Source organism: Hydrogenophaga sp., assembly GCF_030158645.1.
Classification (GTDB): domain Bacteria; phylum Pseudomonadota; class Gammaproteobacteria; order Burkholderiales; family Burkholderiaceae_C; genus Hydrogenophaga.
This window is the reverse complement of the sequence record NZ_JAOASO010000083.1, coordinates 24,166-47,809: the sequence shown is the minus strand read 5'-3', so window position 1 is coordinate 47,809 and position 23,644 is coordinate 24,166. Positions and strand designations below refer to the sequence as shown.

Below are 23,644 nucleotides of genomic sequence, written 5' to 3'. Positions count from 1 at the left end.
TCATGCGCCAGATGCGTTTGCCGGTGGTGCCGTCGCTGTAGTTGAAGGTCTCGTCCAGCACGCCGTCGTCGCCGTTCCAGGTGCAGACCATCACCACGGTGAAGCGCTTGACCACCGCACCCGAGCGGTCGGTGAACACCCCGTAGGCGTCCAGCGTGCCGTTGAAATAGGTGCGCAGATCGAGCAGCGGTTTTTCGCTGGCGTACTGGTCGATCTGCGGGCCGGCACAGCCCGCGAGGGCGGCGGCGGAGGTGATGCCGGCGGCGAGCAAGAGTCGTCTTTGCATGGGGTGGTCTCAGGAGGGAATGGAGGTCGGAGTGGTCAGGCCGGCGCGCTGCTCGGGGCGGATCACGAGCGCATAGAGCGCTCCGCCGGCCAGCAACTTGAGCACGCAGGGCAGCAGGCAGTACGCGATGGTCAGGGTCTGAAGCGCCGCCGGATCGCGCGCACCGGGCTCGTAGCCGAACACCGCCAGCAGCGGCAAGGCCAGACCCGCGGCCAGGGCGAGGTTGAGCTTGGTGGCGAAGCTCCACCAGCCGAAGTAGGCGCCCTCGCGTTGACCGCGTTCGCCGAGCTGGCCAATGAGGCCGGCGAGCATGGCGCTGGGCAGCGTGAGGTCGGTGCCCAGGGCAATGCCCGAGAGCGCGCAGACGATGAGGAAAGGCATCACGTCGCCCGCACCCAGCGTGGCGGCCCAGATGAACACCGCCACGGCCAGCGCCATGCCCACCAGCCAGGTGCGCGCCAGGCCGATGCGCGCGACCAGCCGCACCCACAGCGGGATGGACAGCGCCGCGCACAGGAAGTAGGTGGCCAGAAACGCGGGCTCCACCGAGGGGGCTGCCTGCAGACGGTCCTGCACGAAGAACAGCACCAGCGTGGCGGGCACGGCGCTGGCGGTGCCGTTGATGACGAACACCGCGAGCAGGCGCAGGAACGCGGGTTGGCGCAAGGGCGATGGACCCAGGCGGGGGGCCGGTCCGGCGGCTTTGAGCGCGATGGGTGTGGACGAGCGGCTCCAGGCCCACCAGCCCAGCGTGAGCAACACCGCGAAGGTGGCCACGGTGGCGCCCAGGCCCAGCGTGGCCGGCAGCACGGCGGCGATCAACACGCCCAGCAAGGACAGGCCTTCGCGCCAGGCCACCACACGGCTGCGCTGCGCTTCGTTGCCGCCCAGGCGTGCGCCCCACGACTGGTGAGCGACGGCCACCACGCTGTAGGCGGTGTAGGTGATGGCCATCAGCACACCGGCCCACGAGAGCAACACGGCGGTGCCCGATGCGCGCACCGCCTCGGGTGGAAACAGCAGGCCCCACAGACCGAGCGCGAGCACGACGGCCGACGCGGCCGCAGCGCCCAGCACGGCGGCCACCGAGCGGGAAAACAGCCGGTCGCACCAGCGGCCGATGATGGGGTCGAGCACCGCGTCCACCAGGCGCGCGGCCAGCAACACCAGACCCAGCAAGGCCAGCGGTGCGCCGAACTCGCGGGCGTAGTGGTTGGGCAGGATCACATACAGCGGCAGCGCCACGAACGCCAGCGGCAGGCCGAGCAGGCCGTAGCTGAAACCCCGGCGCCAGGCGCCCGCGCCGATGAAACGCGCAGCGGGTTCCTGGGCAGAGGCGGGCGCCAGACTCATCGCGGTGTTCCGGCGATGTTCTGGATCAGCGTTTCGCGCATGCGCGGCTGCGAGGTCTTGGGCGAGAGCCAGATGCCGAAGAACAGGCGCGAGAAGGCGTCGTCCGCCACCTCGCCGAGCAGCTTGCCGTTCAAGTAGAAACGCGCGCCGCTGCCGGGCACGTGCACGCCGGTGATGCGGTCGCCGCGCTTCACGTCGGGAAACAGCTTGCTCATGGCCTGTGTCCAGCGGGTGGCCTGCGCGGGTTCGATCGGCGCGAGGTCTTTCATCTCGTCGATGGACCGCTCGGCGATGTCCGCACCCTTGAAGTCGCGCAGGTAGGCCAGCTCCAGGCCGAAGCGCTGGCTCTCGAAACGGGCCACGTCGAAGCCGGGCAGGGCCCACAAGCTGGCGTCGTACACATCAAAACCCCAGTAGCGCAGGCGCGCCTTGCCCACGGCGGTCTTGTCCTGCAAGGCGGCGCTGAGCGTGGCTTCGGGCGCCTGCGCCCAAGCGGGCGCGCCCGCCAGACTGCCCAGAGCCAGTGCGAAGGAAATGGCGGCGCGCTTCATCGTCTTGTCCTCAACCGGGTTTGCGCAAGGTGTACTGGACCACGTCGGTGCTGCCCTGCTCGAACGCCGCTTCGCAGTACGCCAGGTAGAACTCCCAGATGCGCAGGAAACGCTGGTCGAAGCCGAGCTGCAGCACCCGATCCTGCTCGTGCAGGAAACGCTCGCGCCAGATCGCCAGCGTGCGCGCGTAGTCCTGGCCAAAGGCGAACTCGTCCACCACCTCCAGCCCGGCCTTGGCGGCCTGCGCACGGAACTCGCTCGGGCAGGGCAGGCAACCGCCGGGGAACACATACTGCTGAATGAAGTCGGTGCCCTTGATGTAGCGCTCGAAGTGTTCGTCGTCGATCACGATGCTCTGCACGCAGGCCTTGCCGCCCGGCTTGAGCAGGCGTGAGACGGTCTGGAAGTAGGTCGGCCAATACTCGCGGCCCACGGCTTCGACCATCTCGATCGAGCAGATCGCATCAAACGGTGCATCGGTGATGTCGCGGTAGTCCTGCAGGCGCAGATCGGCCCGGTCGGCGCGGCCGACGCGCTGCATGCGGTCGTTGGCAAATGCCAGCTGCTCGGTGGACAGCGTCACGCCGGTGACGTGGGCCTCGAACTCGGTGGTGGCCTTCTCGGCCAGCGCGCCCCAGCCGCAGCCGATTTCCAGCACGCGGTCGCCCGGTTTCACGTCGGTCATGCGCAGCGCGCGGCGCACCTTGGCGTGTTGCGCGGCTTCCATGCCCTGGTCGGGCGTTTCGAACCAGGCCGACGAGTAGTTCATGGTGTCGTCCAGCCACAGGCCGTAAAACGCATTGCCCAGGTCGTAGTGGGCGTGGATGTTCTTGCGGCTGTTGGTCTTGCTGTTGCGGTTGAGCAGGTGCTTGATGCGGTAGGCGAACCGACCCAGCCACGAGCCGTAGATCACGTCTTCCACCTCGCGGCGGTTGGCCACCAGCAGCGAGAGCAGCGCGGGCAGGTTCGATGTCGTCCAGTCGCCGGCGATGAAGGTTTCGGCAAAGCCGATGTCACCCGACTTGAGCGAGGCCGAGCACACGTTCCAGTTGTTGAGCTTCATGCTCGCGTGCGGGCCGTCCACCTGGCCGAAGCGCTGCACCGAGCCGTCGGGCAGTTGCAGCGTGAGGCTGCCGTGCACCAGGCGCTGCAGCAGTTGCAGCGTGGTGCGGGCGGCGGCGGGTGCATTGCGTGGCAGCGAGAAACCGGCGGGGCTGGTGGAAGCGGTGGAGCTGTTCATGGATGGCTGTGTTCGGCGTTCACGGGGGTCGCGGGCAGGGAGGCGGCGGTGACAAAGTCGCCCGGTGCGGGCGGCTGGCGGAAAAAGGGCGCACGCTTGATCCACAGGCGCACGGCCTGCCAGTGGATGCGCGCCATGACGCCCAAGGTCATGGCGGGGTAGGTCCACAGCGCGCGGCGCAGGCTGCGCGCGTTCAGCGGCTGCAATTCACCGCTCACGCTGGTGTTGAGCAGGGGCTCGCTGTCGGCGTCGCCACCGAGGTCGTCGAAGTAATCGATGCGCGCCACGGTGCGTGGCAAGGCGTGTTGGGTGGCGCCGTCGGCGCGCATGAAGACAAAGCGGTAGCGCCCGCGCACCGGGCAGAACGGCGACACGTGGAACACCTTGGTCGCCTCGCACGGCTGGCCGTAGTGCGGCGCATCGAGCAGGTAGCAGTGGCGCTCGCCAAAGGTGTTGTTCACCTCGGCCAGCACCGCGCGCAGCGTGCCGTCAAGCCGGTGGCAGTACCAGAAGCTCACCGGCTTGAAGGTGTAGCCCAGCACGCGCGGGTAGGTGTGCAGCCACACCTCGCCGGTCGCGTCGTCAATGCCGTGTTGGTTCAGCAGTTCGTCGAGCCATTGCAGGCTGTCGTTTCGGCCATCGCCGTGATCGGCGTCGTTGAAGGTGAGTGCCGCGCGGCGGTTGCGCGCCAGCGCGCCGGGGCCGTGCTGGCGCAGGCTGCGCATGGGCAGCATCAGGAAGTAGGTGGGGTAGGCGAAGGCGTTGCGCTGCGGGCGGTGTCGCGTGTGGCGCACCTGGCCGAAGCCGATCTGGGCGACCGGTGGCGCAGGGGCCTTCGAGGTGATCAAGCAAACACCCCGGGCAAGGCCGCACGCTGGGCCTCGGTGCGTTGGGTGGTGGGCACCAGGTGGTGGGCGTCGATCAGCGAGCGGGCTGCGTGCAGGCCCGACTTGAGACCGTCTTCGTGGAAACCGTAGCCGGTCCACGCACCGGCAAAGTAGGTGTTGAGCTGCCCCTGCATCGCCGGCACGCGGGCCTGTGCACGGATGGCGGCGAGGTCGAAGACCGGGTGGTCGTAGGCGTACTCGCCCACCACGTGCTGTGCGGCAATCTCGCGTTGCGGGTTGAGCGACACCACCACTGGCTGCGAAACCGGCAGCGGCTGCAGGCGGTTGAGCAGGTAGTGCAGGCAGACTTGGGCCGACTCCACGCCCTGGCTGGGCGCACGTTCGTAGTTCCACGCCGCCCAAGCGAGCTCGTTTGTCGGCAGCACCGAAGCGTCGGTGTGCAACACCGCTCGGTTGGGCTGGTAGCGGATGGCGCCGAGCACCTCGCGCTCATTGGCCGAGGCTTCACCACCCAGCAGGCGCAGCGCCTGATCGCTGTGGCAGGCGAGCACGATGGCGTCGAACCGCTCGACCTGGCCATCGGTGACCACGCGCACACCCTGGTTGTCGCGCAGCACCTGCTGCACCGGGGTGTTCAGGCGCTTGTCGGCGATGTTCGCGGTGATCTTCTGCACGTACTGGCGCGCGCCGCCTTCCACCGTGTACCACTGGGGGCGGTTGGTCACCTGGATCAGGCCGTGGTTGTGGCAGAAGCGGACCATGGTGGCGACCGGGAAGGCCAGCATCTGGTCGGTCGGGCAGCTCCAGATGCAGCCCATCATGGGCAGGAAGTACCAGTTGCGGAACTCGTCGGAGAAGCCCTGTGCCTTCAGAAAGTCGCCCAGCGGCTGCAGCAGCGGACTGTTGTCGCGCAGGTCTTCGCCCTGCTCGGCCAGCTTGGTGGTGACGCGGTTGAAGCGCACGATGTCGGCCAGCATGCGCAGGAAACGCGGGTTGAAGAGGTTGCGGCGCTGGGCAAACACGGTGGAGAGGTTGCAGCCGCTCCACTCCAGCGGCCCGCCGCCGGGCGCAGCACCCGGCGCCTGCACCGAGAACGACATGTCGGACTTGGCGATCGGCACGCCGAGCTGTGCGAACAGCGCCAGCAGGTTGGGGTAGGTGCGCTCGTTGAGCACCAGGAAGCCGGTGTCCACCCCGAAGGTGGTGGGCACGCCTTGGGCGTTCGGCAAGGTCATGTCGACCGTGTGCGTGTGGCCGCCGAAGTAGTCGCCCGCTTCAAACAGCGTGATGTCGGCCAGACCGTGCAAGGTGTGGGCGGCGGCCAGTCCCGAAATGCCGGAGCCGACGACGGCCACGCGGGGAGGCCGCTTGGCGGTGCGGGTGGTGTGGGGTGGGAGGTCCGTGTACATGGTCGGACCTCAGCGAGCGCCAGCGGTGCTGGTCGGGATACAAAAGCCTGCGAAGCGCCCCGAAACGAACAAGGGAGGGAGGGAGGAGGAGGAGAAGCGCCTCGGGATTTCAGTCCGGCCACCAGGACCGGACAGGCTTCGCAGTGCAAAACGGAATTCGGTGACCGGCGTTGAAACCGATCTGCCCACTGAGAGAAATGCGCGCTCGAAAAAGTTCCGGACGTGTGCTCGGGAGCGTGGGAACCGGTCGGACAAGTGGGCGTGCATGGTGGTCAACGTGGTCAAAATAGACTGAGCGGTTTTATTGTGACTGATCAGTCACGATTTGAGCGACAGAAATCGCTCAATGTCCTTCACGATGGAAGGGTTTTTCGGATCCAGGGTGCTCGGGTAGCTGCGCACGGTCTGCCCGTCCCGCCCGATCAGGTACTTGTGGAAGTTCCATTGCGGGGTTTCGCCGGTCTTTTGTGCGAGCTGTTTGTACAGTGGATTGGCCTCGCGGCCGACCACGCTGGTCTTGCTGAACATCGGGAATTTCACGCCAAAGGTGTTCTCGCAGAAATCGGCGATGGCCTGGTTGTTGCCCGGTTCCTGGCGGCCAAAGTCGTTGGCGGGAAAACCCAGCACCACCAGGCCCTGCGTCTTGTACTTGGCGTACAGCGCCTCCAGCCCTTCGTACTGGCTGGTGAAGCCACAGAAGCTGGCGGTGTTGACGACCAGCACCACCTGCCCGCTGTACTGGCACAGCGACTGCGGCTTCTCATCCTGCAAACGGTCGAACCGGTGTTGCAGCAGCGCCGGGCAGGCCACCGGGGAAGTGGCGGGCCTGGACGCCGGCGCCGGGGCCTGGGCCTGCGCCACGGTGCCCGACAGGGCGCCGCCGGCGATCAGGCAGGCCGCTGCGAACTTTCGAAACACACGGACATTGCCGTGGACAAGCGCTGGTTTCATGACAAAAACTCCATAATCTGACGAACCATTGGATCATTTGTCCATGACAAGCTCAAGCCCTGACACCCCCAGCTGGCACTCGATCGCCGACGTCGAACGCGACACCGGCCTCTCCAAAGACACGCTGCGGGTGTGGGAGCGGCGCTATGGCTTTCCCATGCCGGCGCGCGACGCGCTGGGGGAGCGCCAGTACGACAACGACCAGCTGATCCGCCTGCGCCACATCCGCCGCCTCATCGACGCGGGACACCGGCCCGGCCGGGTGGTCGCGCTGCCGCTGGACGGGCTTGTTGAATTGAATACGCAGCGCCAGCCCGAGCGGATTCAACCCGACGCAACGCCATCCGATCTTGCCGTGTCGAACCCCTCCCGGGACGAGACCGGCCTGGCCACCGAGCGCTGGATGCAGATGCTGCGCCGCCAGGACGCCCACGGTCTGCGCCAGGCGTTGGCGCAGATGCAGCTGGAGCGCGGCCTGGCGAGGCTGATCACCGAGTGCGTGGCCCCCATGAACGTGCTGGTGGGTCAGGCCTGGCTGGAAGGTCGGCTCGCGGTGTACGAAGAGCACCTCTACACCGAGATCGTGCAATCGGTGATGCGCCAGGCGCTCGGGCAGCTGTCGCAGGCGCGGTCGCCCCGGCCCCCGCGCATCCTGCTCACCACGCTGCCCGGCGAGGTGCACGGCCTGGGCCTGCTCATGGCCGAGTGCTTCATGGTGCTGGAAGGTTGCCACACGATTCCGCTGGGCGTGCAGACACCCTTGCCCGACATCGTGAATGCCGCTGCCACCAGCGAGGCCGACATCGTGGCGCTGAGCTTCACCGCCGCGCAGAACCCGCGCGATGTGCGCACCGCGCTCGGCCAATTGCGCGAGCGCTTGCCGGCGCACGTGGAAATCTGGGCTGGTGGCAATTGCCCTGCGCTCTACAAGCCACAGCGAGGCCGGCCCGCCAGCGCTGCCCCGACGTTCCTGCCCATGGGCCGTCTGCAGGACATTCAGGACGGCGTGGCACGCTGGCGCGCGCTGGCCCCGGCGGACGCGGCATGAGCGGCTTCAAAGGCAACAAATCGACCCTGCCGCAAAAGCCCTGCGCCGCCTGCGGTCGCCCCATGACCTGGCGCAAGAAGTGGGAACGCACCTGGGAGCAGGTGAAGTACTGCAGCGACCGCTGCCGCGCCCGGTCGGACAAAACGCCTTCATGAAAAACCTTCCGTTGCTGCCCCGGCCTCTGCGCCGGCTGGTGCTGGTGCTGGGCGACCAGCTCTGGCTCGACAACCCGGCCCTGGCCGGCTTTGACCCCGCGCAAGACGCGGTGCTGATGATCGAGGCGCCGGGCGAGGCCAGCCACGTGTGGAGCCACAAGGCCCGCATCGCGCTGTTCCTCTCGGCCATGCGCCATTTCCAGCAGACCCTGGCGCGCAAGGGCTGGCCGGTCCGTTATGTGAACCTGGACGACGCTGCGCTGGACCAGCCCGACACGGCCACCCTGCAGGCACGCCTGCGCAGCGTGTTGAGCGAACTCAAGCCGCAGGCTTTGTGGATGTGCGAAGCGGGCGAGTGGCGGCTGCAGCAAGACATGGAAGCCGCCGCCGTGGACGCCGACGTGCCGCTGCGCAGCTTTGACGACACCCACTTCTTCTGCAGCCGCCAGCGCTTCGCGCGCTGGGCCAACGGCCGCAAGGAGTGGCGCATGGAGTTCTTCTACCGCGAGATGCGGCGCGAACACGGCGTCCTCATGGACGGTGGCCAACCGGTGGGCGGGCAGTGGAACTTCGACGCCGACAACCGCAAGAGCTACCCCAAAAAAGGGCCGGGACTGATCACGCCGCCCGCGCAGTTCGCGCCCGACGCCATCACCCGCGAGGTGATCGAACTCGTGCAGACGCGTTTTGCCGACCACCCCGGTGAGCTCAAAAGCTTTGCCTGGCCGGTCACGCCCGAGCAGGCGCGCGAGGCGCTGCGGCATTTCGTGGACGAGCGCCTGCACATGTTCGGCACCTACCAGGACGCCATGTGGACGAAGACGCCGTTTGGCTGGCATTCGCTGCTGTCGGTGGCGCTCAACCTGCACCTGATCGACCCGCGCGAGGTGGTGGCCGCTGCCGAGGCCGCCCACCGCGACCGCGGTCTTCCGTTGGCGGCGGTGGAGGGTTTCATCCGCCAGATCATCGGCTGGCGCGAGTTCATTCGCGGCGTGTACTGGATGGACATGCCCGGCATGAAGACCGCCAACCACTACGGTCACCAACGCGATCTGCCGGCGTGGTACTGGACCGCACAGACGACCATGGCCTGCATGAAGGATGCTGTCGGTCAGACACTCGAACACGGCTATGCCCATCACATCCAGCGCCTCATGCTCACCGGACAGTTCGCGTTGCTGGCCGAGGTGAACCCTCAGCAGGTGGCCGACTGGTACCTCGCGGTGTATGTGGACGCGATCGAATGGGTCGAGCTGCCCAACGTGGCCGGCATGGCGCTGTTTGCCAACGGCGGGCGTTTCACCAGCAAACCGTACGTGGCCAGCGGACAGTACATCGACCGGATGAGCGATCACTGCAAAGCGTGCCGCTACCAACCCGCATTGCGCGTGGGCCCCGAGGCTTGCCCCGTGACCACGCTCTACTGGAACTTTCTCGACCGCCACGAGACCGAACTGGCATCGAGCCCCCGGTCTGCGCTGATGGTGAAGAACCTGCAGCGCCTGGACGACACCGAGCGCCAGGCGATCCGTGACCAGGCTGTGTCGACCCTGGCCCGCCTGAATGATTTGTAAGCGCAACCGCCGTCCCCCCGCATAAAATGCGCCCGTACCGAAAGGCCACCATGCTCTATCCCGAACTCTTCAAACAACTCGAATCCGTGCGCTGGGACATGGACAAGGACATTCCTTGGGACCAGTTCGACGCCCAATCGTTGACGGACGAGCAGGCGCAGACGATCAAGATGAACGCGATCACGGAATGGGCGGCGCTGCCGGCCACCGAGATGTTCCTGCGCGACAACCGCGACGACTCCGACTTCTCGGCCTTCATGTCGATCTGGTTCTTTGAAGAACAGAAACACTCGCTGGTGCTCATGGAGTACCTGCGCCGCTTCCGCCCCGACCTCGTGCCCACCGAACAGGAACTGCACGACATCCGATTCGAGTTCGACCCCGCCCCTCCGCTGGAAACGCTGATGCTGCATTTCTGCGGCGAGATCCGCCTCAACCACTGGTACCGCCGCGCCAGCGAATGGCATTCGGAGCCGGTGATCAAGAAGATCTACGCCACGCTGAGCCAGGACGAGGCCCGCCACGGCGGCGCCTACCTGCGCTACATGAAGCGCGCCATCGGCAAGTTCGGCGACGAGGCGCGTGTGGCGTTTGCCAAGGTGGGTGTGCTCATGGCGAGTGCGCGGCGCACCGCCCAGGCGCTGCACCCGACCAACCTGCACGTGAACAAGGACCTGTTCCCCAACGACACGATCCAGAGCCGCCTGCCCAACCCCGAGTGGCTGGAGCACTGGCTGGACAAACAGATCGACTTCGATGCCGTGTGGGAGAACCGCGTCGTCGATCGCATCCTGCACAACATGAGCTTGCTCATGGAGCAAAGCTTCAAGACGGTGCAGGAGCTCAACCGCTTCCGCAAATCGCTCGCGCCGGCGGCGGTGGTGGCGCCGGTCTGAGACCGTCTCGGCGGCATTCACAGCCCGCAGCTCCTGGCAAGGCAGCGGGTTTCCACTCTCTCTGCCCATGTCTGGAGCACCCCAACTCAGCATGCGGCAACAGTCGGTCCTCCATGGCTTCCGCTACGAGTTTCTGGATGGGGCCGGCGAGGTGGTGGGGGGCTTCGAGTTTGCGAACTTTGCCCAAGCCAAGAACGCGCGGCTGAAGGTTCACGCGCCCGGCTCGCGGCGGGGTGAAATCGCCCTCGACTTGCGGGGGCGGCGTGCGCATGTGGCCTTCGAGTACCTGCGCCGGGGTTGGACCAACGACATCCGGTACACCTTGGAGCAGGATCCGACACACGGCGCTGCGGGTGGTGTTGTCGAGACCCTGGCCACGGCCGACGTGCTGTTCGAAGCCGGCCGGCGGCTGCCACGCATCCTGCTCAAGCACCCGTTTGATGCAGAGGTGCTGCCCTCGGATTCGTTGTTCAAGAAACGCTTTTCCGTCGTGGGCCCCGGCGGCCGGGCATTGGGTGAGGTGCGCGAACCGCGTGCGTTCTCGCTGCGACGGTTGCTGGACGTGTCCGTGTTGGGCGATGGGGGCCATCCGCCCGAAGACCCATCCGGGTTTCTTCAGGCCTTCCTGGCCGTGGTCGTGCTCTGCGTGAGGTACTGAACCCTCGGGGCGTTGTTCGCAGTGTCGCGCTTCAGTTGACCGCAGCAGGGCCGAGCACGTGTTGCCACAGCGCGCGCACCGCTGCCGCACACGGCGCCACCGATGCCGCGTCCACCTGCGTGGGCGCTTCATCCAGGCGCGCGCGGTGCTGGATCTGGCGCAGCTCGCGGTACGCCTGCGCAGCCGCTTCACCCATGCCGGGTGCGAGCAGGCCGGCCGCTTCGGCACGGCGCAGCAGGTTGATGTTGCCGGTGTTGGCACGCAATTCGGGGTGGGTGCGCGAGTGCAGCAGCACCAGGTACTGCATGACGAACTCCACGTCGACCATGCCGCCAGCGCTGTGCTTCACGTCGAACATGGTGCCGCGCACCGGATGCGCCTGGCGCACCTTGTCGCGCATGGACACGATCTCGCGCGCCAGCGAATCGCCGTCGCGCAGCGCGGTGATCACGTCTTCACGCACCTCGTCAAAGCGGCCGGCCAGGGCCACGCTGCCGAGCACGAAACGCGCGCGCGTCATGGCCTGGTGTTCCCAGGTCCAGGCGGTGTTGCTGCCGCGTTGCTGCTGGTAGTTGGTGTAGGCCTGGAAGCTCGTGACCAGCAGGCCCGAATTGCCGTTGGGGCGCAGCGCGGTGTCGATCTCGAACAGGTCGCCCTCGCCGGTTTTCACGGTGAGCCAGTTGATCATCTTGCGCACGAAGGCGGCGTAGATCTCACCCGCGTTCTCGTGCTCGTCTTCGTAGACGAACACGATGTCCAGGTCGCTGCCGTAGCCCAGCTCCTTGCCGCCGAGCTTGCCGTAGCCGATGATGGCGAACGCCGGCTCGTCGCGGTGGCGGTTTTTCAAACGCGCCCAGCACCAGCGCGCGGTCAGGCGCAGCACCGAGTCGGCCAGGGCCGAGAGGTCGTCGGCCACCTGCTCCACCGTGAGCACTTTTTCCAGGTCGCGTGCGAGCGTGCGGAACACCTCGGCATGGTGGGCGCGGCGCAGCAGGTTGAGCAGGGCCTCCTCGTCGTCTTCGCCGGTGGAGTGCAGCGCGGCGCGGCGCGATTCGAGTTCGGCCTCGAACTGGGCGGCATCGAATCGGTCGCTCAGCAGTTGCTGGCTGGCCAGCTCGTCGATCACGCCGGGGTGTTGCAGCAAATAGCGCGCGGGCCACTTGGCTGCGCCCAGCAGGCGCAGCAACCGCTCGTGCACCGAAGGTCGCTCCTGCAGCAGGGCCAGGTAACTGTCGCGGCGCAGCAGGGGCTCGATCCAGTCGGCCATGCGCAAGGCAGCTTCTTCGCTCACGCGGCCTTCTTCCAGCCAGGCGCCGGTGCGCTGCACCAGCCGCACCAGGCGCAGGCGGCTGTCTTCCTTGAGCGCGAGCACGCGCGGGTGTTCGCGCCACTGCGCGACCTTGGCGGCAAACGCCACCGGCAGTTGGGCCAGCACGCTTTGCAGGTCGTCGGCCGAGCTGCGTGGCGCACCGCCGTTCTTGCCGTTGCAGCCCTTGCCGCTGCAGCCGCCGTTGGTGGGGCCGCCGAGCAGGGTGTCGAACTCCTGTGCCACCAGTTCGCGGTGCGCGTCGAGCGTGTGCAGGAATTCGCACACATTGGCGCAACCCATGGTCGCGGCCAGCCAGGCGAGGTCGTCGTCGCGCGTGGGCATCACGTGGGTCTGCTGGTCGTCCAGGTACTGGATGCGGTGCTCGACCCGGCGCAGAAAGCGGTAGGCCTCGGCCAGCGCGTCGGCCGAGGCCTGGGGCATGAGGCCGGCGCGGCACAGGCGCGGCAAGGCATCGAGCGTGGGTCGGGTGCGCAGCTCGGGGAACTGGCCGCCGCGCACCACCTGCAGCAGCTGCACGGTGAACTCCACCTCCCGGATGCCGCCGCGCGAGAGCTTCACGTCGTTTGCACGGCCCGGGTTGCCCGCGGCGCGTTTGGACGCGTGCTCGCGGATCTGACGGTGCAGCGTGCGCAGCGCTTCAAACACGCCATAGTCGAGGTAGCGGCGGAACACGAAGGGCAACACCGAGCCGCGCAGCGCGTTGGCACCACCGGCGGCGACGCAGGCGGTGGGCGCGATCACACGGCTCTTGAGCCAGGCAAAGCGCTCCCACTCGCGGCCTTGCACCAGGAAATACTCCTCCAGCGCGCCCAGCGACACGGCGCTCGGGCCCGAATTGCCGTTGGGTCGCAGCGCGAGGTCGACACGGAACACGTTGCCGTGCTCGGTGGTTTCGCCCACCGTGTTGTAGATGTGTTTGACCGCCTTGCCGAAGTACTCGTGGTTGCTGATGCGGTTGCGCCCTTGCGCATTGCCGGCGGTCTCGCCATCCTGGTCGTACACGTAGATCAGGTCGATGTCGCTCGACACATTCAGTTCACGCGCACCCAGCTTGCCCATGCCCACCACCCATAGTTGGGCGCGCACGGTCTGACCCTGCGCGTCGGGGTGCTGCGGCGCGCCGTGGAGGTCGTCGAGTTCCTGGAAAGCCAGTTCGCAGGCCGCATCGAGTGCGATCTCGGCCAGTTCGGTCACGGCGCGCGTGACCGCTTCCAGAGCAGCGCCTTGCTCGCAGTCCAGCACCACCAGGCGCTCCAACACCAGCTGACGCAGCACGCGCAACGCAGCGGGCATGGGCAGGCCGCGCTGGAGGAGCGTGGCCAGCCCGGTCTGCATGGTGGCGCGTTCGGGGGCACCTTCGGGCAGGCAGGCGAGTTCGTCGGGATAGCGGCGCCGCACGCGCTGAACGAAACGGGAATGGTCGGCCTGGCGATCGGCCAGCGTCAACCCAGGCAAGGTGTTCACATTTGATGACAAAGCGGAGACGCCTGTGGTGGAACCCGTGAGATGACTGGCCGTCATAATTTGCGTTGGACATGAACCATCAAAGCCCGGCGCCCAATGCCTCCTCTGCGTCACACGCAAGAGCCTCGAGAACCCTCAAGACATTTGCCGTGGCCAGCCGCCTGTTGCTGTGGCTGTTGCTGGGTGTCTGGGGGCTCTTCGCACTGACCTGGGCCGGTTTGAATGGCGCGATTGTGCCCCGAATCGGCGAATGGCGTCCCGACCTGGAAAGGTGGGCGACCCAGGCGGTGGGGGTACCGGTTCGCATCGGTGAAATCCGTGCCGAATCGGGCCACAGCGGTGCCGGTTTTCTGCCGACGCTGATGCCGTCTTTCGAGCTGCGCGATGTGCAGCTCATCGATGCGCAAGGTCGCGTGGCGCTGCAGTTGCCCCTGGTGCGCACGGCGGTCTCGGTTCGATCGCTGTGGCGGGGCGGGTTCGAGCAGGTGGTGATTGAAGCCCCGGTGCTCGATGTGCGCCGCACGGCGCAGGGCCGCATCGAGGTGGCCGGACTGGACATGTCGGGCCCGGGCTCCGGTGACCACGCCGCCGCTGACTGGTTTTTCGCGCAGAGCGAGTTTGTGATCCGCAACGGCACGCTGCGCTGGACGGACGACCTGCTCAGCCAGCCTGCGCTGGCCTTGAACGAGCTCGATCTGGTCGCCCGCAACACCGCACGCACCCACCACTGGCGCGTCGATGCCACCCCGCCGCCCGCCTGGGGCGAGCGCATCAGCCTGCGGGGCCAGTTGCGTGAGCGGCTCATCAGCCTGGGTCAGCGTTCCGCCGGACAGCCCGTCTGGCACGACTGGAGCGGCGAGCTGTTTGCCGAATTCACGCGGGTGGACGTCGCGCGTCTGCGCACCTACGTGGACCTGTCGGACTGGGGCGTGGAAGTGCGCACCGGCGAGGGTGCGCTGCGCGCCTGGGCCGAGGTGGAGCAGGGACGCGTGTCCGGTGTCACGAGCGACCTGGCGTTGCAGAACGTGCAGGCCCGGTTGGGGTTGGACCTGCCCACGCTGGCGCTCGACCACGTGCAGGGGCGGCTGTCCGCGCAGTGGGGCGACGACGGCTTCGGCGTGACCTCCGAGAACCTGAGCTTCCGCACCCGCGAGGGCGAAACCTGGCCGGGCGGACGCCTGCAGCTGACGTACATCGCTGCCCAGGCCCGGCGCGCGAACAGCGTGGCGCTCAGCGCCGAACAGCTCGACCTGGCGGCGCTGTCGGCCATCGCCGAACGCCTCCCGCTGCCCGAAGCCACGCGCGGCCTGTTGCAGCGCTTGAAGCCCGCCGGTCGCATGGACGGGTTCAACGCGCGCTGGCAGGGGCTGACGAACGCGGTGAGCGACCACACCGAGGCGCCCATCGACTGGACGCAAGGCACCTACCAGGCGCGTGGCCGTGTGCAAGGACTGGCCCTGGCGGGCGAGCCCAGCGGACAGATGTCGAGCCGGGGCGACTATCCGCTGCCCGGGCGACCCGGCATCAGCGGGGCCACGGTCGATTTCGACCTCACCCAGGACGGCGGTCGCGCGCGCATCTCCGTGGCCGACGGTTCGCTGGAGCTGCCCGATGTGTTTGAAGACCCGCGCATCCCGCTGCAAAGCCTGGAGGCCGATGCCACCTGGCGCGTGCAAGGTGAGCGCATCGAAGCCCAGCTGGACAAGCTGACGATGGCCAACGCCGATGCCGAGGGCACGGGCTCGGTGAAGTGGCACACGAGCGACCCGGCCACCAGTGCGTCGAAGTCGCGCTTTCCCGGCGTGCTTGACCTGACGGCCAACCTCACCCGCGCCGACGGCACCCGTGTGCACCGTTACCTGCCGCTGACCATCAACCCGCAGGCGCGGCGCTACGTGCGCGAGGCGGTGCGGGCCGGCCGCGCGAGCCAGGTGGCGTTCCGCCTGCAGGGCGACATGGATGGCATGCCCTTCAAAAACGCCGCCGCGCCGAGCGAATTTCGCATCACGGCCGATCTGAGCGGGGTGGATTTCGATTACTTGCCCGCCAGTTTCCAGCCCGCCGACACGGCTCCGTGGGCGGGTCTGCGCGACTTCTCGGGCCAGCTGGTGCTGGATCACCTCCAATTGCGCGTGACGGGCGGCACATCGGGGCTGGCGGGCGCGGCGGGCGTGCGCCTGAGCGAAGGCGAGGTCGGGCTCGACGATCTGGCGCGCGACACGACACTCACCGTCAAGCTCAAAGCCAAAGGTTCGGCCAGCGACATGCTGGGTTTTGTGCAGACCTCGCCGCTCAACGCCATGACCGACGCCGTGCTGGCCCAGGCCCGGACCGGCGGCAACGCGCAGGTGGGGCTCTCGCTCAAGCTGCCCCTGTTCGACCTGAATGCCACCACGGTGGCGGGCACGGTGCAATTCGAGGGCAACGACCTGAAGATCAGCCCCGCCGCGCCGCTGCTGGCGCGCACGCGCGGCACGCTGGCCTTCACCGAGCAGGGCTTTGTTGTGCTGGGGGGCAACACGCGCCTGTTTGGCGGCGATCTCCGCTTCGAGGGCGGTTTGCGCAAGAACCCGCAAGGCGTGGGGCGGCTGCAGTTCCGCGGTCAGGGCGTGGTCAGTGCCGAGGGCCTGCGCGACGGCGACCTGGGTGCGGCCTCGCGCTTGTTCCAGAACGCCTCGGGCACGGCGGCCTACACCGCGCAGCTCGGGTTTCGCGCCGGCGTGCCCGAGCTGCAGGTGAACAGCAACCTGCAGGGCATGGCCTTGAGCCTGCCCGCACCCCTGGGCAAGACCGCCGAGGCCGTTCTGCCGCTGCGGCTGGAGAGCGCTGCACTGGCGGTGGCCGACGACGTGGCCCGCACCGACCGCGTCGCGCTGGAGCTGGGCTCGGCGCTGGCGCCGCTGGTGGTGCTGCAGTACGAGCGCGACATCACTGGCCCGCAACCCCGCGTGTTGCGCGGCAGTGTGGCCGTGGGACTGGAGGGCGGTGATCTGGCGCCCCTGCCCGCGGCGGGTGTGGTGGGCAACCTGCGTTTCGACCAGCTCGATCTGGACGCCTGGTCGCGGCTGGCCAGCGCATCGGGTGTGCGCGTGCCCACACCCGCCACGCTCGGCGCCATGGACCCGGACGCCGAGCTGGCCTACCTGCCCACCACGTTGGCGCTGCGCGCCAACCGCCTCGCGCTGGAAGGCCGCACCTTCAACCGCGTGGTGGTGGGGGGCTCGCGCGAAGGTGCGCAGTGGCGCGCCAACGTGACCGCCGACGAACTCAACGGGTACGTCGAAGTGCGCCAGGCCGGACCCAACACCGCCGGCAGCGTGTTTGCCCGGCTGGCCCGCCTGAAGCTGGAGCCGACCGTGGCGAGCGACGTGGAGCAGCTGCTGAGCCAGCCCACCAGCGTGCCCGCGCTGGACATTGCGGTGGACGACCTCGAGATCGCCGGGCGGCGACTGGGGCGCGTCGAGGTGGAAGCCACCAACCGCGGCGGGCCGACACGCGCGGGTGAATGGCGGCTCACCAAGCTCAAGCTCACCGTGCCCGAAGCCCGCCTGAGCGCCACCGGCAACTGGGCGCCGCTGTCGGCGGCCAGCCGCCCGCAGGAACAGCGCCGCACGGCCCTGAGCTTCCGGCTCGATGTGGACGACTCCGGCGCGCTGCTCACGCGTTTCAACCGGCCGGGCCTGGTGCGCGGCGGCAAGGGTCGCATCGAAGGCAGCATCGGCTGGATCGGCTCGCCGCTGGCGCTGGATTACCCGACGCTCTCCGGCCAGCTGCAGGCCGATTTCGAGCGCGGCCAGTTCCTCAAGGTCGAGCCCGGCGCGGGCCGCCTGCTCGGCGTGCTCAGCCTGCAGGCGCTGCCGCGCCGCCTGGTGCTGGATTTCCGGGATGTGTTCTCCGACGGCTTCGCCTTCGACTTCGTGCGCGGCGATGCGCGCATCGAGCAGGGCGTGCTGTTCACCAACAACCTGCAGATGAAGGGCGTCAACGCCGCCGTGTTGATGGAAGGCACGGCCGACCTCGCGCGCGAGCAGCAAGACCTCAAGGTGGTGGTGGTGCCCGAGATCAACGCCGGGACCGCGTCGCTGATCGCCACCGCCATCAACCCCGCCATCGGTCTGGGCAGTTTCCTCGCGCAGTTCCTGCTGCGCCAGCCGCTGCAAAGCGCCGGCACGCAGGAGTTCCGCGTCACCGGCAGCTGGGCCGATCCACAGGTGGCCAAGGTCGACCGCGCGCCGCCCGCCCCACCGTCGCGCGCCCCCGCCGGTCCACTGCAGTAAGCTGAATCCCCCAGTGCGCCGGTTGTTTGCGGCAATCCTCTGAAAGAAACGCCATGACCCTGCCTCACCAACCCCCCGCGAGCGGTCGCCTGAAGGTGGCCGCGATCCAGATGGTCTCGGGCATCAGCCTGGACAACAACCTCAGCGAAGCTTTGCGGCTGTTGCGCCAGGCCGCCAGCGCGGGGGCCGAGCTGGCGGTGCTGCCCGAGTACTTCTGTTTCATGGGCGCGAACGATGAAGACAAACTGGTGCTGGCCGAGACCCCCGGCCTGGGCAAGGTGCAGGACTTCCTCTCCGACTGTGCGCGCGATCTGAAGCTGTGGATCGTGGGCGGCACCCTGCCCATGGCCACCGACGATCCCACCCACGCAGCGAACGCCTCCCTGGCCTACAACCCGCGCGGCGAATGTGCCAGCCGCTACGACAAGATCCACCTGTTTCGCTACGACAACGGGCGCGAGCGTTACGACGAAGCCGCCGTGTTGCGCGCCGGTGAAACACCCACGGTGTTCGACTGTCGCGATGCCGGCGGACACCACTGGCGCGTGGGCCAGAGCGTGTGCTACGACCTGCGCTTTGGCGAGCTCTACCGCATGCTCGCCGCCGACGTGCTGCTGGTGCCGTCGGCCTTCACGCACACCACGGGCCAGGCGCACTGGGAGGTGCTGCTGCGCGCCCGCGCGATCGAGAACCAGGCCTTCGTGATCGCCAGCGCGCAGGGCGGTGTGCACGAAAACGGCCGGCGCACCTGGGGTCACACCATGGTCATCGATCCGTGGGGCGGCGTGATGGCGATGCAGGCCGAAGGCCCGGGCGTGGTGATGGCCGAGCTGGATTTCGAGCAGCTGCGCAGCGTGCGCGAGCAGCTGCCGTCCTTGCAACACCGCCGCCTTTGAGCCGGCTGGCCGTGGCGAAGGGGCAGGCACCCGAGCGCACCGACCCGAGCGCGCGCCGCTGGGGCCTGTGGGCCACCCTCGTCTTGCTGGTGCTGGCGCTGCTGGTGGTGCTGGTGTTTCTGGCGCGCGAATACGAAGAAGCGCGCGACCAGCAGGCGCTGGATCAGGAAGCGGCGGCCGTCGTGAGCGACATCCGCAACGCGTTCCTGCGCAATGTGCAGACGCTGCAGTCCCTCAACAGCGTGTCGCCCACCGCCGACAGCTGGAATGCCCCGGCCGCCGAGCTGCTCTCGCAGCACCGCGAGCTGGTGCGCCTGGAGTGGCGGGACACCGCTCAGCGGCTCATCACCCACCGTGACACGCCGTACCTGAGCGATGTGTTCGGTTACCTGGACCGCACCCGCGCGCTGGCGGATGTCAAACTGGCCTGCGACAACGCACAGCGCCTGTCGGGTCCGGCTTATTCGGCGAGTTATTTCTGGCCCATGCGCGACGGCCTGGGCATGGAACTGATGGAAATGTGCCTGCCGGTGGTGCGCTCGGGTGTGGCCAACGGGTATCTGGTGGCCACCTATTCCCTGCCCGGCGTGCTCTCGGAGCTCACCCAGCGGGACGAGCTGCGCGGCCGTGGCCTGTCGTTCAACGACGCCGATGGCACCCGGCTGGCGCTGCACCGCATGGTGCCCGGCACCCGCCGCACGCTCAGCGCGAACGCGGTGCTCGAACTCCCCGGGCACACCATGATCCTGCAGTTGCAGAGCCCGCGCCTGGTGGGCGGCCTGTTCCCCAACGTGCTCACGGCGGTGGTCAGCGCGCTGTCGCTCGCGCTGCTGGCCGTGCTGGCCCTGCTGGCGCGCGACACGCGCCTGCGCCAGCGCGCCGAACTCGGGGTGGCCGACGCGCTGGCGTTTCGCAAGGCCATGGAAGACTCGCTGGTCACCGGCCTGCGCGCGCGCGACATGACCGGCCGCATCACGTATGTGAATCCCGCGTTCTGCGACATGGTGGGGCTGAGCGCAGAGCAGCTCATCGGCACCGGCCTGCCCGCGCCGTGGTGGCCGCCCGAGCTGGTGGACGAATACCAGCAACGCCAGCTGGTGCGTCTGGCCGGCCAGACGCTGCCGCGCGAAGGCTACGAGTCGGTGTTCCAGCGCAGCGACGGCACGCGCTTTCCGGTGCTCATCATCGAAGCGCCGTTGATCGACGCGCAGGGCAAACAGACCGGCTTCATGAGCGCCATCCTCGACCTCACCGAGCAGCGCCGGGTGGAAGACCTCAACCGCACCTCACAAGAACGCCTGCAGGCCACCGCCCGCCTGGCCACGGTGGGCGAGATGGCCTCGCTGCTCAGCCACGAACTCAACCAGCCACTGGCCGCAATCTCCAGCTACGCCAGCGGCGCCATGAACCTGCTGGAGGCACCCGCAGCATCGGTGCCGCAGGCCGACCTGTCGCAAGCCATGAAGCGCATCAGCGAACAGGCCGAGCGCGCCGGACGCGTCATCAAGAGCGTGGCCGACTTTGTGCGGCGGCGCGAGCAGGTGCGCGAAGCCGTGAGCCCGCAAGACCTCATCGACGCCATCCAGCCGCTGCTGGTGTTGCAGGCCAAAAAGCAGGGCATCCAGCTGCAGATCGGGATCGCGCCGGGCTGCCCCGCCGTGCATTGCGACCGCACCATGGTCGAGCAGGTGCTGCTCAACCTGGCGCGCAACGGCATGCAGGCCATGCCGCAGGGCGACCCGGCGCTGGGTCAGGGGCTTCGGGTGTTGCGCATCGCCGTGCACCAGACACGGCTGCATTCCGGTTTGCGCCCGGGCGGTGACCAACACAAGACCTGGATCACCTTCGAGGTGAGCGATCACGGGCTGGGCCTGAGCCCCGAGGTGCAGGCCAAACTCTTCACACCTTTTTTCACCACCCGCGCCGAGGGCATGGGCCTGGGCCTGAGCCTGTGCCGCACGGTGGTGGAGCAGCACGGCGGTGCACTGACCTTCGAGTCGAACCAGCCGCGTGGCACGGTGTTCCGGTTCACACTGCCAGCCCACCTATCATCACGGCCATGACCCCGCACCTGGACGCCAAGATCTACCTGGTTGATGACGATGCGGGCGTGCGCGAGGCGCTGGCCTGGCTGCTGCGCACGCGTCGCCTGGTGAGCGATGGCTACGACAGCGCCGAAGCCTTCCTGGCCGACGCCAGCGTCTTGCAGCACGAGCCCACCGCGCCGTGCTGCGTGCTGCTGGATGTGCGCATGCCCGGCATGAGCGGGCTGGCCGCCTTCGAGCTGTTGCAAGCCCTGCCCTGGCAAGCCTGCTTGCCGGTGATCTTTCTCTCCGGTCATGCCGACGTGGCCACGGCGGTGGACGCGGTCAAGCGGGGGGCCTTCGATTTCTGCGAGAAGCCTTTTTCCGACAACGCGCTGGTCGACCGCGTGGAGCGTGCGCTGGAACAGTCGGCCCAGGTGCTGGCCCAGCGCCGCGTGCAACGCGAGCTGCAGCAGCGCCTGGAAAGCCTCACCGAGCGCGAGCGGGCGGTGATGGACCTGGTGGTCGCCGGCCTGCCCAACAAGCTGGTGGCCGACCAGCTCAACATCAGCGTGCGCACGGTGGAGGTCCACCGCTCGCGCGTGTTCGACAAAATGGGCGTGAAGTCGGCGGTGGAACTCGCCAATGCGCTGCGACCGTGATGGCCGGCGCTGCTTCAGCGGTCTTGCGGCGTGTCCTTGCCCGGCGGATGCTCGAGCTTCTGCCGCTCCACCTCGTCGGGCAGCTCGCCACCCTTGCGCCCTGAGAACATGGTCCACCACACGATGAACACCAACAACACCAGCGCGCCGAGCGCTTCAAGCAACAACAGAGTCATGGATCGGTTCGGTCGGTTTTTTCAATCGGTCATGCGGGTGGGAGCGAGCGGGGTGATTGTAGGAAGCCTGGCCTCCTGTGCGGTCGGTCCGGTGCAGAGTCCCCCCGCCAGCAACCTGCCCGGCCCTGCCGTGGCGAACCTGCCGGCAGACACTGCCCCCCTGCCGCCCGCGATCCAGCGCGGCAAGAGCCGCTGGACACCGGTGCGCTGGAGCGAGCTGCCGGGTTGGGGACAAGACAGCCTGTTTGAGGCCTGGAACGCCTGGGTGCGCGGCTGCGAGCGGCCGGCGCCTGGCCAGGCCGCTCCGTGCGCCGAATTGCGCCAGCTCGCCATCGGCACGCCCGCCGAGCAGCAGGCCTGGGTGATGCGCCGCTTCCAGCCCTACCGCGTGATCGAGGCCGACGGCAGCCTGCCCGATGGCCTGCTCACCGGCTACTACGAACCCATCATGGCGGCCAGCCGCGTGCCCACCGCCACGCACCGCACACCGCTCTATGCACCGCCCGCCGGTCTGCGCAACGGCCAGCCCTGGTACAGCCGCCAGGAAATCGACACCCTGCCCGCCGCGCAGGCGGCGCTGCAAGGCCGCGCGGTGGCGTGGCTGGCCGACCCCATTGATGCTTTGATCCTGCAGATCCAGGGTTCGGGGCGGTTGAACCTGGTGGAGGCCGATGGCCGTGCGCAGCAGGTGCGCGTGGCCTTCGCCGCGCACAACGGCCAGCCTTACCAGAGCGTGGGCCGCTGGCTGCTCGACCAGGGCGCGATCCGCGAAGCCTCGTGGTCGTCCATCAAGGCCTGGGCCGCGCAGAACCCGCAGCGCTTGAATGAAATGCTGTGGAGCAACCCGAGAACGGTGTTTTTCCGCGAAGAAGCCTTGTCCGAGTTCGATGCCCGCTTTGGCCCCCGCGGCGCGCAGGGTGTGCCGCTCACGCCCGGGCGTTCGATCGCGGTCGACCCGCAAAGCATCCCCTACGGCACACCCGTGTGGCTTGCGTCACAGGGGCCCACTTTGAATGTGCAGAAGCTGGTGATGGCGCAGGACACGGGTGGCGCCATCGTCGGCGCTGTGCGCGCCGACCTGTTCACCGGCTGGGGTGGCTGGAGCGACGAGGCCTACGTCACGGCCGCCGCGCTCAAGCAGCCCTTGCAGATGTGGGTGCTGGTGCCGCGCTGACCCAGGCGCCGCCGACTGCCCGGGTGGCGGCCAGAGGCCGCGCGTCTTCTGGCCGAGCAAGCCGTGTCGATTGTGAGTACTGTCGTTCGTCGATGGGATGCGGGGCGCTCAATGCGGGGCACGCCGTCCATTCAACCCAACAGGAGTGAAGCCATGTCCTACATCGACGGTTTCGTGATCGCGGTCCCCACCGCCAACAAGCAGAAGTTCATCGAGCACGCGCGTCATTTCGACACCTTGTTCATCGAGCTGGGCGCCATCCGCGTGATCGAGGGTTGGGGTGACGACGTTCCCGACGGCAAAGTCACCGATTTCCGCCGCGCAGTCCAGGCCACGGCCGAGGAAACAGTGGCCTTTTCGTGGGTCGAATGGCCGGACAAGGCCACGCGGGACGCCGGCATGAAGCAGATGATGGAAGACCCGCGCATGGACCCGTCCACACCCGGCAACCCACCCATGCCGTTCGACGGCAAGCGCATGATCTTCGGCGGTTTCGAGCAGGTGGTTGAGGTGAAGGCTTGAGCGGTGCGGGGGAAGCCTCCCCTGATCGCCCGCCAATGCTGTGGCCACGCCACCCTGCCATCCCACCCGTCCCGTCAGCATCTGCCACCACCTCACCCAGTCGCCCATGAAGGAACGAAGCGCCCGCTTGAAGCGGGGTCGGTGCGGCTT

20 protein-coding genes are annotated in these 23,644 nt (G+C 68.0%); 11 read left to right on the top strand and 9 right to left on the bottom strand.

Annotated elements, in window-relative coordinates:
- From Q1W68_RS08155 to Q1W68_RS08125, 7 genes are all read right to left on the bottom strand, one after another.
- The coding region (locus Q1W68_RS08155) for a DUF3833 family protein (protein WP_300716091.1) at window positions 1-286 on the bottom strand (286 nt) is incomplete at its 3' end.
- Between the two features lie 9 nt (window positions 287-295).
- Complete coding sequence (locus Q1W68_RS08150; RefSeq protein WP_300716088.1) at window positions 296-1,639, bottom strand: MFS transporter; 1,344 nt, start codon at window positions 1,637-1,639, stop codon at window positions 296-298.
- On the bottom strand, window positions 1,636-2,190 hold the full coding sequence (locus tag Q1W68_RS08145; protein WP_300716086.1) for a chalcone isomerase family protein: 555 nt from the start codon (window positions 2,188-2,190) through the stop codon (window positions 1,636-1,638). The genes Q1W68_RS08150 and Q1W68_RS08145 overlap by 4 nt, the downstream gene beginning before the upstream one ends.
- A 10-nt stretch (window positions 2,191-2,200) precedes the next feature.
- On the bottom strand, window positions 2,201-3,430 hold the full coding sequence (locus Q1W68_RS08140; protein ID WP_300716084.1) for a cyclopropane-fatty-acyl-phospholipid synthase family protein: 1,230 nt from the start codon (window positions 3,428-3,430) through the stop codon (window positions 2,201-2,203).
- Entirely contained in the window at window positions 3,427-4,278 is an 852-nt protein-coding gene (locus Q1W68_RS08135; protein WP_300716082.1) for a DUF1365 domain-containing protein, read from the bottom strand. Before Q1W68_RS08135 ends, Q1W68_RS08140 begins: the two co-directional genes overlap by 4 nt.
- Entirely contained in the window at window positions 4,275-5,687 is a 1,413-nt protein-coding gene (locus Q1W68_RS08130) for an FAD-dependent oxidoreductase (RefSeq protein ID WP_300716081.1), read from the bottom strand. The genes Q1W68_RS08135 and Q1W68_RS08130 overlap by 4 nt, the downstream gene beginning before the upstream one ends.
- Window positions 5,688-6,005: 318 nt before the next feature.
- Window positions 6,006-6,638 (bottom strand): glutathione peroxidase, encoded by a 633-nt coding sequence (locus Q1W68_RS08125; protein WP_300649015.1) that lies wholly within the window; start codon window positions 6,636-6,638, stop codon window positions 6,006-6,008.
- A gap of 43 nt (window positions 6,639-6,681) precedes the next feature.
- On the opposite strand from Q1W68_RS08125, the gene Q1W68_RS08120 reads away from it, so the two are divergent.
- The 5 genes from Q1W68_RS08120 to Q1W68_RS08100 all read left to right on the top strand — a co-directional run bounded on the left by Q1W68_RS08120 (window position 6,682) and on the right by Q1W68_RS08100 (window position 10,969).
- Window positions 6,682-7,686 carry a MerR family transcriptional regulator gene (locus Q1W68_RS08120; RefSeq protein ID WP_300649016.1) on the top strand — a complete coding sequence of 335 codons (1,005 nt, stop codon included), beginning with the start codon at window positions 6,682-6,684 and terminating at the stop codon, window positions 7,684-7,686.
- Window positions 7,683-7,841, top strand: a complete 159-nt coding sequence (locus Q1W68_RS08115) for a DUF2256 domain-containing protein (protein WP_300649017.1) — start codon at window positions 7,683-7,685, stop codon at window positions 7,839-7,841. The genes Q1W68_RS08120 and Q1W68_RS08115 overlap by 4 nt, the downstream gene beginning before the upstream one ends.
- On the top strand, window positions 7,838-9,415 hold the full coding sequence (locus tag Q1W68_RS08110) for a cryptochrome/photolyase family protein (RefSeq protein WP_300716079.1): 1,578 nt from the start codon (window positions 7,838-7,840) through the stop codon (window positions 9,413-9,415). Before Q1W68_RS08115 ends, Q1W68_RS08110 begins: the two co-directional genes overlap by 4 nt.
- A gap of 50 nt (window positions 9,416-9,465) precedes the next feature.
- Complete coding sequence (locus Q1W68_RS08105) at window positions 9,466-10,311, top strand: ferritin-like domain-containing protein (RefSeq protein WP_300649019.1); 846 nt, start codon at window positions 9,466-9,468, stop codon at window positions 10,309-10,311.
- 91 nt (window positions 10,312-10,402) lie between these two features.
- Window positions 10,403-10,969, top strand: a complete 567-nt coding sequence (locus Q1W68_RS08100) for a hypothetical protein (RefSeq protein WP_300659107.1) — start codon at window positions 10,403-10,405, stop codon at window positions 10,967-10,969.
- A gap of 31 nt (window positions 10,970-11,000) precedes the next feature.
- On the opposite strand, the gene glnE is transcribed toward Q1W68_RS08100, so the two are convergent.
- Entirely contained in the window at window positions 11,001-13,820 is a 2,820-nt protein-coding gene (gene glnE, locus Q1W68_RS08095; RefSeq protein WP_300649021.1) for a bifunctional [glutamate--ammonia ligase]-adenylyl-L-tyrosine phosphorylase/[glutamate--ammonia-ligase] adenylyltransferase, read from the bottom strand.
- A 92-nt stretch (window positions 13,821-13,912) separates the two neighbouring features.
- On the opposite strand from glnE, the gene Q1W68_RS08090 reads away from it, so the two are divergent.
- From Q1W68_RS08090 to Q1W68_RS08075, 4 genes are all read left to right on the top strand, one after another.
- A complete protein-coding gene (locus Q1W68_RS08090; RefSeq protein WP_300716077.1) occupies window positions 13,913-18,040 on the top strand; it encodes a YhdP family protein in 4,128 nt (1,375 codons plus the stop codon).
- Between the two features lie 89 nt (window positions 18,041-18,129).
- Window positions 18,130-18,936: a carbon-nitrogen hydrolase family protein gene (locus tag Q1W68_RS08085; protein WP_300649044.1), complete on the top strand. Its 807-nt coding sequence runs from the start codon at window positions 18,130-18,132 to the stop codon at window positions 18,934-18,936.
- Window positions 18,933-20,999, top strand: coding sequence for an ATP-binding protein (locus tag Q1W68_RS08080; protein ID WP_300716075.1), 2,067 nt, complete (start codon window positions 18,933-18,935; stop codon window positions 20,997-20,999). The genes Q1W68_RS08085 and Q1W68_RS08080 overlap by 4 nt, the downstream gene beginning before the upstream one ends.
- Window positions 20,996-21,622, top strand: a complete 627-nt coding sequence (locus Q1W68_RS08075) for a response regulator (RefSeq protein WP_300716073.1) — start codon at window positions 20,996-20,998, stop codon at window positions 21,620-21,622. The genes Q1W68_RS08080 and Q1W68_RS08075 overlap by 4 nt, the downstream gene beginning before the upstream one ends.
- A 14-nt stretch (window positions 21,623-21,636) precedes the next feature.
- Here Q1W68_RS08075 and Q1W68_RS08070 read toward each other — a convergent pair whose 3' ends face one another.
- On the bottom strand, window positions 21,637-21,798 hold the full coding sequence (locus Q1W68_RS08070) for a hypothetical protein (protein WP_300649025.1): 162 nt from the start codon (window positions 21,796-21,798) through the stop codon (window positions 21,637-21,639).
- On the opposite strand from Q1W68_RS08070, the gene Q1W68_RS08065 reads away from it, so the two are divergent.
- Together Q1W68_RS08065 and Q1W68_RS08060 are read left to right on the top strand one after the other, a co-directional pair.
- Window positions 21,731-22,972 carry a murein transglycosylase A gene (locus Q1W68_RS08065; protein WP_300716072.1) on the top strand — a complete coding sequence of 414 codons (1,242 nt, stop codon included), beginning with the start codon at window positions 21,731-21,733 and terminating at the stop codon, window positions 22,970-22,972. The two genes, Q1W68_RS08070 and Q1W68_RS08065, sit on opposite strands and share 68 nt — an antisense overlap.
- A 153-nt stretch (window positions 22,973-23,125) precedes the next feature.
- On the top strand, window positions 23,126-23,494 hold the full coding sequence (locus tag Q1W68_RS08060; protein ID WP_300649027.1) for a DUF1428 domain-containing protein: 369 nt from the start codon (window positions 23,126-23,128) through the stop codon (window positions 23,492-23,494).
- Window positions 23,495-23,644: the final 150 nt, after the last annotated feature.

Bases quoted from the DNA above. Each gene is read 5' to 3' on its own strand.
- Q1W68_RS08150 (WP_300716088.1), bottom strand. From the start codon at position 1,639: ATGAGTCTGGCGCCCGCCTCTGCCCAGGAACCCGCTGCGCGTTTCATC.
- Q1W68_RS08145 (WP_300716086.1), bottom strand. From the start codon at position 2,190: ATGAAGCGCGCCGCCATTTCCTTCGCACTGGCTCTGGGCAGTCTGGCG.
- Q1W68_RS08140 (WP_300716084.1), bottom strand. From the start codon at position 3,430: ATGAACAGCTCCACCGCTTCCACCAGCCCCGCCGGTTTCTCGCTGCCA.
- Q1W68_RS08130 (WP_300716081.1), bottom strand. From the start codon at position 5,687: ATGTACACGGACCTCCCACCCCACACCACCCGCACCGCCAAGCGGCCT.
- Q1W68_RS08125 (WP_300649015.1), bottom strand. From the start codon at position 6,638: ATGAAACCAGCGCTTGTCCACGGCAATGTCCGTGTGTTTCGAAAGTTC.
- Q1W68_RS08120 (WP_300649016.1), top strand. From the start codon at position 6,682: ATGACAAGCTCAAGCCCTGACACCCCCAGCTGGCACTCGATCGCCGAC.
- Q1W68_RS08115 (WP_300649017.1), top strand. From the start codon at position 7,683: ATGAGCGGCTTCAAAGGCAACAAATCGACCCTGCCGCAAAAGCCCTGC.
- Q1W68_RS08110 (WP_300716079.1), top strand. From the start codon at position 7,838: ATGAAAAACCTTCCGTTGCTGCCCCGGCCTCTGCGCCGGCTGGTGCTG.
- Q1W68_RS08105 (WP_300649019.1), top strand. From the start codon at position 9,466: ATGCTCTATCCCGAACTCTTCAAACAACTCGAATCCGTGCGCTGGGAC.
- Q1W68_RS08100 (WP_300659107.1), top strand. From the start codon at position 10,403: ATGCGGCAACAGTCGGTCCTCCATGGCTTCCGCTACGAGTTTCTGGAT.
- glnE (WP_300649021.1), bottom strand. From the start codon at position 13,820: ATGACGGCCAGTCATCTCACGGGTTCCACCACAGGCGTCTCCGCTTTG.
- Q1W68_RS08075 (WP_300716073.1), top strand. From the start codon at position 20,996: ATGACCCCGCACCTGGACGCCAAGATCTACCTGGTTGATGACGATGCG.
- Q1W68_RS08065 (WP_300716072.1), top strand. From the start codon at position 21,731: ATGGTCCACCACACGATGAACACCAACAACACCAGCGCGCCGAGCGCT.
- Q1W68_RS08070 (WP_300649025.1), bottom strand. From the start codon at position 21,798: ATGACTCTGTTGTTGCTTGAAGCGCTCGGCGCGCTGGTGTTGTTGGTG.
- Q1W68_RS08060 (WP_300649027.1), top strand. From the start codon at position 23,126: ATGTCCTACATCGACGGTTTCGTGATCGCGGTCCCCACCGCCAACAAG.